The sequence below is a fragment of the Mycobacterium sp. ST-F2 genome, assembly GCF_001905655.1.
Lineage (GTDB): Bacteria > Actinomycetota > Actinomycetes > Mycobacteriales > Mycobacteriaceae > Mycobacterium.
Window position 1 is genome coordinate 1 of the sequence record NZ_JMHT01000107.1, and the last position, 14024, is coordinate 14024.

A 14024-nucleotide genomic window follows, 5' to 3' on the forward strand; every position below is an offset into this window, starting at 1 on the left:
TTACGTGACGGACAACCCCTCAAACCTGGGGAAATACGTGACCGCTGACATTCAGTCATGCTGATGCCGCCAAGGCGGTTATCCGTGGCGCGATCCTCAGGTGGCATGAGGCCGGTCAAGGCGGCATCCAGCAGCTGACGTCTGGAGCCTTCAGTCAGACCATGGACACCAGACAGACGCGGCGAGCGATGTTCTGGCCCAGTGAGATTGCGCAGCTGCAGAAGATGTGTGCAGCAGACAGCCCAGGAGCGTGGTCTTACGACATGATGCAGCCGCGATCGAGTCACCTTGCCGAATGCGCGCTGTCTTCAGGTGGTCAGTACTGCTCATGCGGTGCATTGCTGCTGTAGGTGTCTCACCGGCACCACAAGCGCCGGTGAGCTGGTGCGGACGCTGCGCAGAGCTTCTCTGCGCGCCTGCACGGGGACGGGTCTAGGGCACGATGAATGGGTTTTCGCCGGACCCGTCCCCATCGCACCAACACTGCTGAGATGCCTTCTAGGACATGGAAAGTGGCCTGGGGGCATACCCCCGGACACCCGGTCTGCCCGGTCCCGGCCTTCATAGTGGCCCCCTGACCGAGCGTGTTCTGGAGCTTTGCAGGAGACGTGATGACAGACAGTCAGACGCCAGGCATTCACCGGGCATTGCGTGCGCTTCTGCACAGTGCCCACATCGCCCGCTACCGGCGTCGATACGCCGATCGGGCACCCGAGCCGCCCAGGGCGGACATCGTGCCGCAGGCGGCCATACAGACGCCCAGAACAGCCCCGTAGGAGGCCCTGAATGGCCATTAGAGGCCCAAAACCCAAGGCGGAGACACTATCCCGCCGTCACAGGCCAGCGCACGGCTGGACCGAGGTGGAGAACGTGCCCTTCAAGGGTGGCCGCAGGCTGTCGAGGACGCGTCCCGACGGGCAGTCGTGGCACATCTACACACGGCGCAAATGGCGCGCCTGGTCGACCATGCCGCACTGCTGCCTGTGGCATGACTCGGACTGGGAGTTCGCCCTCGACGCCGCCCTGGTGGCCGATGAGTTCTACCGGACCGGTAAGACCGCCTGGGCCAGCGAGCTACGCCACTGGGAGCGCGTCATGGCAGTCACCATGGACGACCGCAGAAGTCAGCGCATCGTCTACGTCGAGCCACGCCCGCAGGTGGCCGCAGTGCCGCTCCGCACATCGGCTGATGACTTCGGGGACCTCTGAGGCTCGGTAATCCGCTGGCGCAACTGGCTTTTGAAAACCGTCACTGAGGATCGGTCTGCGTGTCGTCATCGGTAATGGGGAATAGGTCCATCTCGCGCGAGATGCCCCAGGGCTGCGGCTCCCACGGCCAGCCGGTCCACGGTCTCGCTTTCACTTCCTCGCGCAACTCCTTCGCGATGCTGCTGGAGCTGGCGAACCACGTGTCCCACCTCGCCATCGCCACCTTGGCGAGCAGATGTGCCTCCATCTGGTGTCCGGCGATCTGGACGGTGTACGTCGCCTTCACGCGCTGCGGTTCACTGAAATCCGTTGAAAACGCGCGTCCGACCACCTCTGAGTGCTCCCCGTCCGGCAGAAAGCTCGGACGGGTCAGTTCGAGATGCTTGTAACCGTTGGCGATATCCCTACAAGCGGCCAGCTCGGCTGACCTCTTGAACAGTTCGTCGTCCAGTTGCTTGATTCTCGCGTTCAGCACCTTCTCGAAGGCCTTGACGTCGTCAAACTGGTCTCGGTCGACTCCCGCAGCAGCGATCCAGTCCCGGAGATGGAATGCGTCGGCGCAGAAGTGGAATACGGCGTCTTCCGGATCGAACATCTGAGGCGGCATGGACGTGACGGAACCTTCGGCCAGAGCAATCACCAGGTTGGCTGATCGCGCCGCCCGCTTGTACTGGTCGCGCCAGGTCGCGTCACTCATCGTCTGCCCATTCCCACTCCGAGCCCAAGGCTTCCTGGTTATTCGGGTTACCGGCCAGGCAGGCCTGGGCACAGGTACATCTCGGCATTGTCCTCGATGTAGGCGGAATCAGAGTCGGTGATTCCCTTCTTGAAGAAGGCGGCCTGGAGCGACATCACGACATTCTTCTGGGAGCGGTCTTGGCGTCGCTGGTTGCAAACCCAATGCCCTGCGTCGATCACTTGTTGGTCGGAGAGAACGGATGCCGACCAAGCGACCAGCCTGACTTCACGCAGGAATCCGGCCTCGCCCGTGGGCCCGTAGGTGTCGCCGTTGCCGTTCTTCCCGGCGTCCATCGGGCCTCCGCCCATGCAGGCCTGGACGCCAGCGTCGGTGTTCCAGTCACAGCCCGGCGGCAGAGCGACGGCGGAAGGGGCCAGCACCAGTGGTGCCGACAGCGCGACTCCTGCGGCGAGGAGCTTGGTGGCCTTCATCGCGGCATCCACTCCGGGCAGAGGTTCGCGATGGCCAGTCGGAAGTACTTGTCCGAGGTTCCCGCTGAGCTGCTGCCGATCCAACCGGCCAGGTCGGTGCTCATCGTTCGGTAAGCCTGCTGCATGCCGTCGCCACGGCGGAGGCCAGTGCAGACGCCCCGTGCCAGCTGCAGTGCGCGTTCATCCGAGGTGCGGTCTGCGCCGGACTTATCGAGCGCGGCGAGGAAGCTCGCCTCATCGGCAGACGCTGCCGGGGCGACAGCAAGCGAACCTGCGCACACCCCCAGCGCCAGAATCCCCACATAGAACCTGTTCACAGCACCCTCCCCTTGGTCTGACAGCAACTTCAGCGGAGATTACTCGCGAGGACGTCATTTTTCAGCCGAAGGGTATGAAACGGGTGCTGGCACTCGGCAGTCAGAACACAGGGACGCGTCTCAGGGGACCCTCTCGGTTGAACATATTTGGTGCTCTAAGGTGAGGCCCCAGCAGGGAAGGGGCAGGACAGGCGTAGCGCTCGGTCGCCTCTAATCGCGAAATACGTCGAACGGCTGCTCACCCCGGCGCAGTAGCCCGGGCGCGCTGCGTCCGCTGAGCGGACCGGCGGGAGTAAGTCGGCCCATACCAGTGGTTCATACTGGTAGGTGATCAAGATGGCCCTGATGTGGCCACGGCAAGGGTGGTGGAGATGACGAGGCTTGATTCCGTCGAGCGGGCGATAGCCGATATCGCGGCGGGAAAGGCTGTTGTCGTCATTGACGACGAAGATCGCGAGAACGAAGGCGATCTGATCTTCGCCGCGGAGAAGGCAACCCCGGAACTGGTGGCCTTCATGGTCCGCTACACCTCGGGCTACCTGTGTGTTCCGCTGTCCGGTGAGGTCTGCGACCGGCTGGGCCTGCTGCCGATGTACGCGGTGAACCAGGACAAGCACGGCACCGCCTACACCGTCACGGTGGACGCGAAAAAGGGTGTGGGAACCGGCATTTCGGCTTCCGACCGGGCCAAGACCATGCAGGCGCTGGCTGATCCGGCTGCCGTTGCCGAAGATTTCACCAAGCCCGGACACGTAGTTCCGTTGCGCGCCAAGGACGGCGGCGTGTTGCGCCGCCCCGGCCACACCGAGGCCGCGGTCGATCTGGCCCGGCTGGCCGGGTTGCAGCCCGCCGGCGCGATCTGCGAGATCGTCAGCCAGAAGGACGAGGGCTCCATGGCCCAGACCGAGGAGCTGCGGGTCTTCGCCGACGATCACGACCTGGCGCTGATCTCCATCGCCGATCTCATCGAGTGGCGACGCAAGCACGAGAAGCACATCGAGCGCGTGGCCGAGGCCCGCATCCCGACCCGGCACGGCGAGTTCCGGGCCGTCGGCTACACCAGCATGTACGAGGACGTGGAGCACGTGGCCCTGGTGCGCGGTGACGTCTCCGACCGGGGCGGCGACGATGTCCTGGTGCGCGTGCACTCCGAGTGCCTGACCGGTGACGTGTTCGGTTCGCGCCGCTGCGACTGTGGTCCGCAGCTGGACGCCGCCATGGAGATGGTGGCCAACGAAGGCCGGGGCGTCGTGCTCTACATGCGTGGGCACGAGGGCCGCGGCATCGGCCTGCTGCACAAGCTGCAGGCCTACCAGCTGCAGGATGCCGGCGCCGACACCGTCGACGCCAACCTCGAGCTCGGCCTGCCCGCCGATGCCCGCGACTACGGCATCGGGGCCCAGATTCTGGTCGACCTCGGTATCCGGTCCATGCGGCTGCTGACCAACAACCCGGCCAAGCGCGTGGGCCTGGACGGCTACGGCCTGCACATCATCGAGCGCGTGCCGCTGCCCATCGGCCCCAATGCCGACAACATCCGGTACCTGATGACCAAGCGGGACCGCATGGGGCACGACCTCATCGGCCTCGACGATTTCGCCGGTGGCGCAACGGACGGAGACAGTAAATGAGTGGCGCCGGCGTTCCGGACATGCCGGCGCTCGACGCGTCCGGAATCAAGCTGGCCATCGTCGCCAGCACCTGGCACACCACCATCTGTGACGCCCTGCTCGCCGGTGCCCGCCGGGTGGCCACGGCATCCGGTATCGCGGAGCCGACCGTGGTTCGGGTGCTCGGCGCCATCGAAATCCCGGTGGTGGCACAGGAATTGGCCAAGACCCACGATGCCGTGATCGCGCTCGGCGTGGTGATCCGGGGTGGCACACCCCATTTCGACTATGTGTGTGACGCCGTCACGCAGGGCCTGACTCGGGTGTCGCTCGACGAGTCGACGCCCGTCGCCAACGGGGTTCTGACGGTCAACACCGAAGAGCAGGCCATCGATCGGGCCGGCCTGCCCGGTTCAGCGGAAGACAAGGGCGAGCAGGCCGCATCGGCGGCCCTGGCGACCGCGCTCACCTTGCGCGACCTGCGGGCATGACGAAGCAGGCCGGTAGCTGGGACCTGGAGGTCCGGCCGCAGCGGGTGAAGTACGTCGCCTACGCGGCCGCCGCCGTCATCATCGCGGTGCACGTCACGGTGGGCGCGCTGCTGAAAATGGGCGCCACCGGAGTCATCTTCCAGACCTCCGATCAGGTGTCCATGGCACTGCTCGGGGTCATTCTCGCCGGCGCGGTACTGCTGCCCACCCGGTCCCGGCTGCGGGTCGGGCCGGCCGGCATCGTCGTGCGTAATGTGTTGAGCGACAAGACCATTGCCTGGCCGGACGTCGTCGGGGTGTCGTTCCCGCTGGGGGCGCGGTGGGCCCGTGTGGACCTGCCCGACGACGAGTACGTCCCGATCATGGCCATCCAGACCGTCGACAAGGCCCGGGCCGTCGATGCGATGGATCGCCTGCGGGAACTGGTCGTGAAGTACCGCCCGGATCTCAGCTCAGCGTCAAAGCCATCGTGAGTTCGTCTGCCGGACTGGGACTTTGGGAACCGGCAGCCGCATCGGCCGTGACGACGAAGCCCAGGGCCTGGTAGACGCCCAAGGCCGCGGCGTTGTCCCGGTGCACCCGCAGCGTCACGGTGTGCGTGCCCAGTTCGCGTCCCCAGTCGATCGCCGCGGTCAGCAGCGTGCGCGCCACCCCGCGGCCCCGTTCGGCGGGGTCGGTCCACAGCGAGTACAGGTACACCGAGCCGGGACTGGCCCGGTGTGCGGCGATCAGGCCCACCAGCCGGTCGTCCCGGGCCAGGGCGAACTGGGCGTGGGCCCGCAGCCTGCGGCGCCACTGCGTCCCGGTGAAACTCATCTCGGCGCGGTACTCGGCGTCGTCGGTCCCCGTGGCTTCGGCCAGCGCGCGCAGGCGAAGCGCGGCGAAGGTCCGCCAATCGGCTTCGGTGAGCCGGATCACCCCCACCGGTCCGCTCCCTCCCATGGGATAGAATTTGCTGATAGTGACCGATTTTCGCATGCCTTCGCCGCCGCCCGTCGTCGTGGCGATCGCACCCGCTGAACTGGTCGGCCGCCTCGGCGCCTACCCCACGGTGACCGTGCCGCTCTGCCAGGGCAGGACCGTCGACACCGGATGGTTGTGGACCTACCTGGCCGAACCCGCGGAGTTCTTCGGTCTCGCCATGCCCACCCAGGCCGACCTGGGCGCTGCGCTGGCCCGGTTCCCGGGGCCCTTGGTCGCCGCGACCGTCACCATCGTGGACGGCGGCCGGTGCGCCGTGACGGGCAAGTCCTCCCAGGCCCATGACCCGGACCCGGTCCGGATCGAGTGGCGCGACAGCGACTGGACCGCGCCCGCAGCGACGGACGAGGCGTGGCTGCGGATGGCGGCCCGGACCACCAGCCTGGGCACTGTGGATCTGCTGCTGCGCCGGCTGGCCGAGCACGGCTGCGCCGACGGCATCGAACCCGGTGCGGACGTCACCCCCGCCGTGGCCGGCGCGCTGGTCCTCGACACCGGTGACGTGCTGGTCGGCGTCGAGAATCCGGAGCCGGTCTCGATTCTCGACCAACTGCAGACGTGCGGTGTTCTGCGTCCCGTTGCACGCCGAGATGCAGTGCCCTTCGGCGCCGTGCGCCGGGCCTGGTGGATCTCGCCGCAATACCGCACGCATCCCGTCGCCCACCTGGGCGACACCGCCGTCCCCGTTGATTCCGCCTACCCGTCGTTCCTGGAGCAGCTGTGACCAAACCTTTTGTCCCACAGTCCTACAAGTCGTTCCGCATCGACGGCTACGACGTCGAGGGTGGCGTGTTCCACGGGCTTTACACCATGTGCGGCGCCGATTCCGCCGACGACGTCAGCTTCGCCGAGACCGTCGATTTCGGTGACAGCCTGGCCGGCGGCCGGCCCGACGACCGGCTGCTGCGCCTGCTGACGCTGACCTGCTCGTTGAGCTACTACAAGGCGGCCGCGCCGCCGCAGATCGAAATCGCCTTCCCGACTTACGATTTCGAACGCGAATACCTGCGGCAGGTGTTGGCGGGTGGCCTCGGTGAGTACGCTTACCGCAACAACCTGCCGGGCGCGCTGAGCCCGGAGATCACCGGCGACCGCGCCGAGATCGCCGAGCAGAGGCCCGATACCTGGAACCCCGACGCCACGCCGCTGGTGCCCGTCGGCGGCGGTAAGGACTCGGTGGTGACCATCGAGGCGCTCGCGCCGCTGCAGCCGGTGTTGTTCAACGTCAACAAGTTCGACCCCATCGACCGGTGCGTCGAGATCAGCGGGCTGCCGCACGTGCGAGTCATGCGGACCATCGACCGCACCCTCATCGACGTCAACGCCGCCGGAGCCTACAACGGGCACATCCCCGTGACGGCGATCAACAGCATCATCGGGCTGATCGTCGCCGATGCCAAGGGCCTCGGGCCGGTGGTGCTGTCCAACGAGCGCTCGTCCAACGTCGGCAACGTCGAATGGATGGGCCAGGACATCAACCACCAGTGGTCCAAGAGCGTCACCTACGAGACGCTGTTGCGCGACACCCTCGCCGCGTACGGGCTGAACCCGGACCGGTACTTCTCGCTGCTGCGTGGCCTGTCGGAGTCGCAGATCGCCGACCGGTTCGCTGCCAGCCCGCAGTATTTCCGCGCGTTCATCAGCTGCAACCGGCCGTTCGCGCTGGATGCCGGACGCCGCGGCGCCACCTGGTGCGGCCACTGCCCGAAGTGCCAGTTCGTCTTCGTGCTGATGGCGCCGCGCCTGGGCCGGGCCGAGGTGGAGACCATCTTCGGGCGAAACCTGTTCGAGGACACCGACAGTCGCGCCGAGTTCGAGGACATCCTCGGGGTGGGCGCGCACAAGCCGTTCGAGTGCGTCGGCGAGTACTACGAGGCCGCCGAGTCGATGCTGACCATCCTCGACGACGAATCCTGGGCCGGCCTGCCGCTGGTCGAGGAGTTCCGCAGCGCACGAGCCGATTTGGCGCGCGTCGCCGCCGACCACGATGACAACCCGGCGGTGCAGTACGTGCCCGAGCGCTATCGCGCCGCCCTGGACCAGCGGCCATGACGTCACAGCGCCCCGACCTCGCCGGTGCCGTCGTCGGCATCTGGGGCTTCGGCAAGGAGGGCCAGTCGCTGGCCCGGACCGCGGCGGCCGAGGGCGCGACCCGGATCGACGCCGTCGACGACGCCGGCCGGGGCACGCTGGACGCGCCGACCGACATCGCCAATCTGAACCTGTGGCGCGGCGCTGAGCACCTGACCCGGCTGGCGGACTCCGACGTCGTGTTCCTCAGCCCCGGAATACCCTGGCATCAGCCAGTTTTCGCCGAGCTGCGCGCTAGTGGCACCACGCTGTCCAGTGCCGCCGACTGGTACCTGCGGCGGTACGCCGCCCAGACCGTCGGCGTCACCGGGACCAAGGGCAAGAGCACGACGGCGTCGTTCCTGACGCACCTGCTGCGGCGGCTCGGCGCGGACGCCGTGGTGGCGGGCAACATCGGCACCCCGCTGTCGGACCTGGAACCCGGGCCGGATGCCGTCGTCGTCGCCGAGCTGTCCAGCCAGCAGTGTGCCCTGATCACCGCGTCGCCGCGGATCTCGGTGATCACCAATCTCTTCGAGGACCATCTGGACTGGCACGGCGACATCGACGCCTACCACGGTGCCAAGGCCAACGTCTTTGCCTGCGGCGGTGAGGTTCTGGTGACCACGCCGCAGGTGCTGGCCGCCCTGGAGCGCCTCGGTATCGCCCTGCCGTCGGTGGTGCGCACCGTCGACCCGGCGGACGTGACGCGTCCCGAAGGCGACTACGTCATGGCCTACGACCACAACGTCGTCAACGGCGCCCTGGCGGCCGTCGCGGCGGCCGAGGTGATCGGTCGTCCGGTCACCGAGGACGAATTCCTCGGTGCGGTAACGACATTCGAGGCCCTGCCGCACCGGTTGCAGGTCGTGCGGCGCACCGGGGGAGTGCGCTGGATCGACGACACCCTGGCCACCACCGGCGAAAGCGTGGTCGCCGCCCTGCGCTCGATGCGGCCGGACGACCGGGTGGCCCTCATCGTCGGTGGCATGGACCGTCAGCTCGACTACGAACAGCTCGACGACTACCTGCTCTCGGGCGCACGTGACGTTCACCTCATCCAGGGGCCGACCAACGGAGCCACCATCGGGCGCCGCTTCGCCGCGGCGCACCCGGAGGCCGTGCACCCGGTGGACAGTCTGCAGGCGGCGGTACGGGCCGCGGCCGCGGTACCAGGCGTGACGGCCGTGCTGTTGTCGCCGGGCGCCGCCAGCTACGACCTGTTCGCCAACTACGTGGCAAAGGCCGCGGCGTTCTGCGAGTTCATCGATGCCGAGAACGAGGCGTCCGGTGCTGTCAGTCAGTCGAACTAACCTGTAACAGTGCCCGACCCATCGACCTACCGGCCCGCGCCGGGAACCATCCCGTTGGAACCGGGCGTGTACCGGTTCCGGGATCCGCATGGTCGGGTCATCTATGTCGGCAAGGCCAAGAGCCTGCGCAACCGGCTGAACTCCTACTTCGCCGATCTGTCGGCGCTCGCGCCCCGAACCCGGCAGATGGTCACCACCGCCGGCAGCGTCGAGTGGACGGTCGTCACGACCGAAGTCGAAGCGCTGCAACTGGAATACAACTGGATCAAGGAATTCGATCCCCGGTTCAACATCCGGTACCGCGACGACAAGTCGTATCCGGTGCTGGCGGTCACCCTCAATGAGGAGTACCCACGGCTGTTCGTCTACCGCGGGCCGCGCCGTAAGGGCGTCCGGTACTTCGGCCCGTACTCGCACGCCTGGGCCATCCGTGAGACGCTCGATCTGCTGACCCGGGTGTTCCCGGCACGTACCTGCTCCAACGGGGTGTTCAAGCGGCACAACCAGATCGGCCGCCCCTGCCTGCTGGGCTACATCGACAAATGTTCGGCGCCGTGCGTCGGCCGGGTGACCGCCGCGGAGCACCGCAAGATCGTCGACGACTTCTGCGACTTCCTGGCGGGCAAGACCGACCGGCTGGCCCGCGACATGGAACAGCAGATGGCCGACGCCGCCGAGCAATTGGAGTTCGAGCGCGCGGCCCGGCTGCGGGACAACATCTCGGCGCTCAAGCGCGCACTGGAGAAGCAGGCCGTGGTGCTCGGCGACGGCACCGACGCCGACGTGGTGGCCTTTGCCGACGACGATCTGGAAGCGGCAGTGCAGGTGTTCCACGTGCGCGGCGGCCGGGTCCGTGGCCAGCGCGGCTGGGTCATCGAGAGGTCCGGCGACCCGGGCGAATCGGGCGAGGACTACCTGGTGAGCCAGTTCCTCACGCAGTTCTACGGCGATCAGGCCGAGCTGCGGGGGACCGGACCGACCGACGAGGCCACCAACCCGGTGCCCAAAGAGGTTCTGGTGCCGGTACTTCCGGACAATGCCGGTGAACTCGCCGACTGGTTGTCCGGCCTGCGGGGCTCGCGGGTGCAGCTGCGGGTCGCCCAGCGCGGCGACAAGCGCGCGCTGGCCGACACCGTGCAGCGCAACGCGCAGGACGCGCTGGCCCAGCACAAGCTCAAGCGGGCCGGCGACTTCAACGCCAGATCCGAAGCATTGCAGAGCATTCAGGATTCGCTGGAGTTGGACGACGCGCCGCTGCGCATCGAGTGCGTCGACATCAGCCACGTGCAGGGCACCGACGTGGTGGCCTCGCTCGTGGTGTTCGAGGACGGGCTGCCCCGCAAGTCCGATTACCGGCACTACGCCATCCGGGAGGCCGCCGGCGACGGCCGGTCCGACGACGTGGCGTCCATCGCCGAGGTGACCCGGCGGCGCTTCGCGCGCCACGTGCTCGACACCCAGGTCCGTGCCGATACCGACGGCACCGACACCGCCGAAACCCCGGCGCGGCCAAAGCGATTCGCCTACCCGCCCAACCTGTTCGTGGTTGACGGGGGCAGCCCCCAGGTGAACGCCGCCGCCGCCGTACTCGACGAATTGGGCGTCACCGATGTCGCGGTTATCGGGCTCGCCAAACGCCTCGAGGAGGTGTGGGTGCCCGAACAACCGGACCCGCTGATCATGCCGCGCAACAGCGAGGGTCTGTACCTGTTGCAGCGGGTACGCGACGAAGCCCACCGGTTCGCCATCACGTATCACCGGTCCAAGCGATCAAAGCGAATGACGGCGTCGGTGCTCGACGCGATCCCCGGACTCGGCGAACATCGGCGCAAGGCGTTGGTCACCCATTTCGGTTCGGTGGCGCGGTTGAAAGAAGCCGGCGTCGACGAACTCACGGCGGTGCCCGGCATCGGAGCGGCGACGGCCCAGGCGGTGGTGGATGCGCTGCGCTCTGATTCCCAGCCGGAACCGGGGGCGGCGTCGACGGATATCGGCAATGATCGGACAGCAGAGTGAGCGCGCAGCACCAGTGGATGAGCGGTGGGGGATGGACGAAGTCGTGACAGACGATCAGATTGACGGTGCTGCCGGTGAAATCGATGTGGTTCTGGTCACGGGTCTGTCCGGCGCCGGTCGCGGCACCGCCGCCAAGGTGCTCGAGGATCTCGGCTGGTACGTCGCCGACAACCTGCCGCCGGAGCTGATCACGCGGATGGTCGAGCTGGGCCTGGCCGCGGGTTCGCGGATCACGAAACTGGCCGTGGTGATGGACGTCCGGTCCCGGGGCTTCACCGGTGACCTCGATTTTGTTCGCCGTGAATTGGCGACCCGCAGCGTCTTCCCACGGGTGCTCTTCCTGGAGGCCTCCGACGACATCCTGGTGCGCCGCTACGAGCAGAACCGGCGGAGCCACCCGCTGCAGGGCAACCAGACCCTGGCGGAAGGCATTGCCGCCGAACGGAGATTGCTGGAGTCGGTGCGCGCGACGGCCGATCTGATCATCGACACCTCGAAGCTGCCGGTGCCGGCCTTGCGGGCCAGCATCGAGCGGGCGTTCGGCGAGGAGGCGTCGACCGGCACGAGCGTGACGGTCGAATCGTTCGGCTATAAATATGGTCTGCCGATGGACGCCGACACCGTCATGGATGTCCGGTTCCTGCCGAATCCGCATTGGGTCGACGAGTTGCGGCCCCACACCGGGCAACATTCCGCGGTTCGGGACTACGTACTGGGACAAGAGGGCGCTGCCGAGTTCCTGGACACCTACCATCGGCTGCTGGGGGTTGTGATCGACGGCTATCGCAGGGAGGGTAAGCGCTACATGACCGTGGCCATCGGCTGCACCGGCGGCAAGCACCGCAGCGTCGCGATCGCCGAAGCGCTGGCCGGCCGGCTGCGTGGTGGTGATGACAACCTGACCGTGCGGGTGCTGCACCGGGATTTGGGGCGCGAATGAGTCCACGCATCGTTGCGCTCGGCGGCGGGCACGGCCTCTACGCCACGCTGTCCGCGGCCCGTCGGCTGACGCCGCACGTCACGGCCGTCGTGACCGTCGCCGACGACGGCGGTTCGTCGGGCCGGCTGCGGTCCGAACTGGACATCGTGCCTCCGGGCGATCTGCGAATGGCGTTGGCGGCCTTGGCATCTGACAGTCCGCACGGACAGCTGTGGGCCACCATCATCCAGCACCGCTTCAACGGCAGCGGTGCGCTGGCCGGGCACCCGATCGGCAACCTGCTGCTCGCCGGCCTCAACGAGGTCCTGGCCGACCCGGTCGCCGCGCTCGACGAGCTCGGCCGCATTCTCGGGGTCAAGGGCCGGGTGCTGCCGATGTGCCCCATCGCCCTGCAGATCGAGGCCGACGTGTCCGGGCTCGAGGCCGATCCGCGGATGAGTCGCGTGATCCGCGGTCAGGTCGCCGTCGCCACCACCCCGGGCAAGGTGCGCCGCGTCCGGCTGCTGCCGGGTGATCCGCCGGCCACCCGGCAGGCCGTCGACGCCATCATGTCGGCCGACCTCGTGGTGCTCGGGCCGGGTTCGTGGTTCAGCAGCGTGATACCGCATGTGCTGGTGCCGCAGCTGTTGGCCGCGCTGCAAGCGACCGAGGCGCGGCGCGCGCTGGTGCTCAACCTCGCCGCCGAGCCGGGCGAGACCGCCGGGTTCTCCGCCGAACGCCATGTGCACGTGCTGTCGCAGCACGCCCCGGGCCTGACGGTGCACGACATCATCGTCGACGCCGCGAGCGTGCCCAGTGAGCGCGAACGCGACCAACTGCGCCGCGCGGCCGCGTTTCTCGAGGCTCAGGTCGAGTTTGCTGACGTATCCCGACCTGGTACACCTTTACATGACCCGGCACGGCTTGCGGCTGCGCTGGAGCGAGTGCGCCTCCATGGCGGCGCACCGCCCCGGCCCGCATACGAGCCATCCACTCCCGCCGCTCGGTCGGCCGACGGTTTCCGTCAGCAGCCGACCCCTGAAGGACCAAGAGGTGACGATTCGTGGCGATGACGTCGGAAGTGAAGGACGAGCTGAGCCGGCTGGTCGTCAACTCGGTGACGGCACGCCGCGCCGAGGTGGCGTCGCTGCTGCGCTTCGCCGGCGGCCTGCACATCGTGGCCGGCCGCGTCGTCGTCGAGGCCGAGGTCGACCTGGGCAGCATCGCCCGGCGGCTGCGCAAGGACATCTACGACCTGTACGGCTACAACGCCGTCGTGCATGTGCTGTCGGCCAGCGGCATCCGCAAGAGCACCCGCTACGTCGTGCGCGTCGCGCAGGACGGTGAGGCGCTGGCGCGCCAGACCGGACTGCTCGATCTGCGCGGGCGGCCGGTGCGCGGCCTGCCGGCCCAGGTGGTCGGCGGCAGCGTCGGGGACGCCGAGGCGGCATGGCGCGGCGCATTCCTGGCCCACGGTTCGCTGACCGAGCCCGGCCGGTCGTCGGCGCTGGAAGTCAGCTGCCCGGGACCGGAGGCGGCGCTGGCGTTGGTCGGTGCGGCCCGTCGGCTCGGGGTCAGCGCCAAGGCCCGTGAGGTCCGCGGCAGCGACCGGGTGGTGGTGCGCGACGGCGAGGCCATCGGCGCGCTGCTGACCCGGATGGGCGCCCAGGACACCCGGCTCAATTGGGAAGAGCGGCGCATGCGCCGCGAGGTGCGCGCCACCGCCAACCGGCTGGCCAACTTCGACGACGCGAACCTGCGCCGGTCCGCCCGGGCGGCGGTCGCGGCGGCGGCGCGGGTCGAGCGGGCGCTCGACATCCTCGGTGACACCGTGCCCGATCACCTGTCGGCCGCCGGTCGGCTGCGGGTCGAGCACCGGCAGGCCTCGCTCGAGGAACTGGGCCGGCTCGCCGACCCGCCCACGGCGC

The 14024-nt window shown here is 68.1% G+C and carries 15 protein-coding genes; 11 read left to right on the plus strand and 4 right to left on the minus strand.

From position 1 onward, the window contains the following. Window positions 1–786 precede the first annotated feature (786 nt). Complete coding sequence (locus tag EB75_RS27865; protein ID WP_502689406.1) at window positions 787–1209, plus strand: phage terminase small subunit; 423 nt, start codon at window positions 787–789, stop codon at window positions 1207–1209. A 40-nt stretch (window positions 1210–1249) separates the two neighbouring features. Here the strand turns inward: EB75_RS27865 and EB75_RS27870 are convergent, their stop codons facing one another. The 3 genes from EB75_RS27870 to EB75_RS27880 are packed head-to-tail and all read right to left on the minus strand — an operon-like array spanning window position 1250 to window position 2696. Continuing rightward, window positions 1250–1906, minus strand: coding sequence for a hypothetical protein (locus tag EB75_RS27870; RefSeq protein ID WP_073698436.1), 657 nt, complete (start codon window positions 1904–1906; stop codon window positions 1250–1252). A 47-nt stretch (window positions 1907–1953) separates the two neighbouring features. Beyond that, the gene (locus EB75_RS27875) at window positions 1954–2379 is read right to left on the minus strand and encodes a DUF732 domain-containing protein (RefSeq protein ID WP_142239875.1); all 426 of its coding nucleotides are present in this window, start codon (window positions 2377–2379) and stop codon (window positions 1954–1956) included. After that, complete coding sequence (locus EB75_RS27880; protein WP_073698438.1) at window positions 2376–2696, minus strand: DUF732 domain-containing protein; 321 nt, start codon at window positions 2694–2696, stop codon at window positions 2376–2378. The genes EB75_RS27875 and EB75_RS27880 overlap by 4 nt, the downstream gene beginning before the upstream one ends. Before the next feature lie 371 nt (window positions 2697–3067). Between EB75_RS27880 and EB75_RS27885 the strand changes: the two genes are divergently transcribed. From EB75_RS27885 to EB75_RS27895, 3 genes are read left to right on the plus strand one after another with little or no spacing between them, the layout of a single operon-like run. Further along, on the plus strand, window positions 3068–4327 hold the full coding sequence (locus EB75_RS27885) for a bifunctional 3,4-dihydroxy-2-butanone-4-phosphate synthase/GTP cyclohydrolase II (protein WP_073698448.1): 1260 nt from the start codon (window positions 3068–3070) through the stop codon (window positions 4325–4327). After that, window positions 4324–4797: a 6,7-dimethyl-8-ribityllumazine synthase gene (gene ribH, locus EB75_RS27890; protein WP_073698439.1), complete on the plus strand. Its 474-nt coding sequence runs from the start codon at window positions 4324–4326 to the stop codon at window positions 4795–4797. Before EB75_RS27885 ends, ribH begins: the two co-directional genes overlap by 4 nt. Further along, window positions 4794–5270, plus strand: coding sequence for a PH domain-containing protein (locus EB75_RS27895; protein WP_073698440.1), 477 nt, complete (start codon window positions 4794–4796; stop codon window positions 5268–5270). The genes ribH and EB75_RS27895 overlap by 4 nt, the downstream gene beginning before the upstream one ends. Here the strand turns inward: EB75_RS27895 and EB75_RS27900 are convergent. After that, window positions 5245–5739, minus strand: coding sequence for a GNAT family N-acetyltransferase (locus EB75_RS27900; protein WP_073698447.1), 495 nt, complete (start codon window positions 5737–5739; stop codon window positions 5245–5247). The genes EB75_RS27895 and EB75_RS27900 overlap by 26 nt on opposite strands. Before the next feature lie 19 nt (window positions 5740–5758). On the opposite strand from EB75_RS27900, the gene EB75_RS27905 reads away from it, so the two are divergent. The 7 genes from EB75_RS27905 to whiA all read left to right on the plus strand — a co-directional run. Continuing rightward, window positions 5759–6502, plus strand: a complete 744-nt coding sequence (locus tag EB75_RS27905) for a hypothetical protein (protein ID WP_142239876.1) — start codon at window positions 5759–5761, stop codon at window positions 6500–6502. After that, window positions 6499–7830, plus strand: a complete 1332-nt coding sequence (locus tag EB75_RS27910) for a MurL-like N-terminal domain-containing (RefSeq protein WP_073698442.1) — start codon at window positions 6499–6501, stop codon at window positions 7828–7830. Before EB75_RS27905 ends, EB75_RS27910 begins: the two co-directional genes overlap by 4 nt. Then, window positions 7827–9161 carry a UDP-N-acetylmuramoyl-L-alanine--D-glutamate ligase gene (gene murD, locus EB75_RS27915; RefSeq protein WP_073698443.1) on the plus strand — a complete coding sequence of 445 codons (1335 nt, stop codon included), beginning with the start codon at window positions 7827–7829 and terminating at the stop codon, window positions 9159–9161. The genes EB75_RS27910 and murD overlap by 4 nt, the downstream gene beginning before the upstream one ends. 9 nt (window positions 9162–9170) lie before the next feature. Further along, entirely contained in the window at window positions 9171–11177 is a 2007-nt protein-coding gene (uvrC, locus tag EB75_RS27920) for an excinuclease ABC subunit UvrC (protein WP_073698444.1), read from the plus strand. Window positions 11178–11208: 31 nt separating this feature from the next. Next, the gene (gene rapZ / locus EB75_RS27925) at window positions 11209–12117 is read left to right on the plus strand and encodes an RNase adapter RapZ (RefSeq protein ID WP_073698449.1); all 909 of its coding nucleotides are present in this window, start codon (window positions 11209–11211) and stop codon (window positions 12115–12117) included. Then, window positions 12114–13169 (plus strand): gluconeogenesis factor YvcK family protein, encoded by a 1056-nt coding sequence (locus tag EB75_RS27930; protein WP_073698445.1) that lies wholly within the window; start codon window positions 12114–12116, stop codon window positions 13167–13169. The genes rapZ and EB75_RS27930 overlap by 4 nt, the downstream gene beginning before the upstream one ends. Further along, a partial coding sequence (whiA, locus tag EB75_RS27935) for a DNA-binding protein WhiA (RefSeq protein ID WP_142239877.1) occupies window positions 13166–14024 on the plus strand: 859 nt, incomplete at its 3' end. The genes EB75_RS27930 and whiA, both read left to right, overlap by 4 nt.

Coding starts and splice junctions, on each gene's coding strand:
- EB75_RS27865 (WP_502689406.1), top strand. CDS start 787: ATGGCCATTAGAGGCCCAAAACCCAAGGCGGAGACACTATCCCGCCGT.
- EB75_RS27870 (WP_073698436.1), bottom strand. CDS start 1,906: ATGAGTGACGCGACCTGGCGCGACCAGTACAAGCGGGCGGCGCGATCA.
- EB75_RS27875 (WP_142239875.1), bottom strand. CDS start 2,379: ATGAAGGCCACCAAGCTCCTCGCCGCAGGAGTCGCGCTGTCGGCACCA.
- EB75_RS27885 (WP_073698448.1), top strand. CDS start 3,068: ATGACGAGGCTTGATTCCGTCGAGCGGGCGATAGCCGATATCGCGGCG.
- ribH (WP_073698439.1), top strand. CDS start 4,324: ATGAGTGGCGCCGGCGTTCCGGACATGCCGGCGCTCGACGCGTCCGGA.
- EB75_RS27895 (WP_073698440.1), top strand. CDS start 4,794: ATGACGAAGCAGGCCGGTAGCTGGGACCTGGAGGTCCGGCCGCAGCGG.
- EB75_RS27900 (WP_073698447.1), bottom strand. CDS start 5,739: ATGGGAGGGAGCGGACCGGTGGGGGTGATCCGGCTCACCGAAGCCGAT.
- murD (WP_073698443.1), top strand. CDS start 7,827: ATGACGTCACAGCGCCCCGACCTCGCCGGTGCCGTCGTCGGCATCTGG.
- rapZ (WP_073698449.1), top strand. CDS start 11,209: ATGGACGAAGTCGTGACAGACGATCAGATTGACGGTGCTGCCGGTGAA.
- EB75_RS27930 (WP_073698445.1), top strand. CDS start 12,114: ATGAGTCCACGCATCGTTGCGCTCGGCGGCGGGCACGGCCTCTACGCC.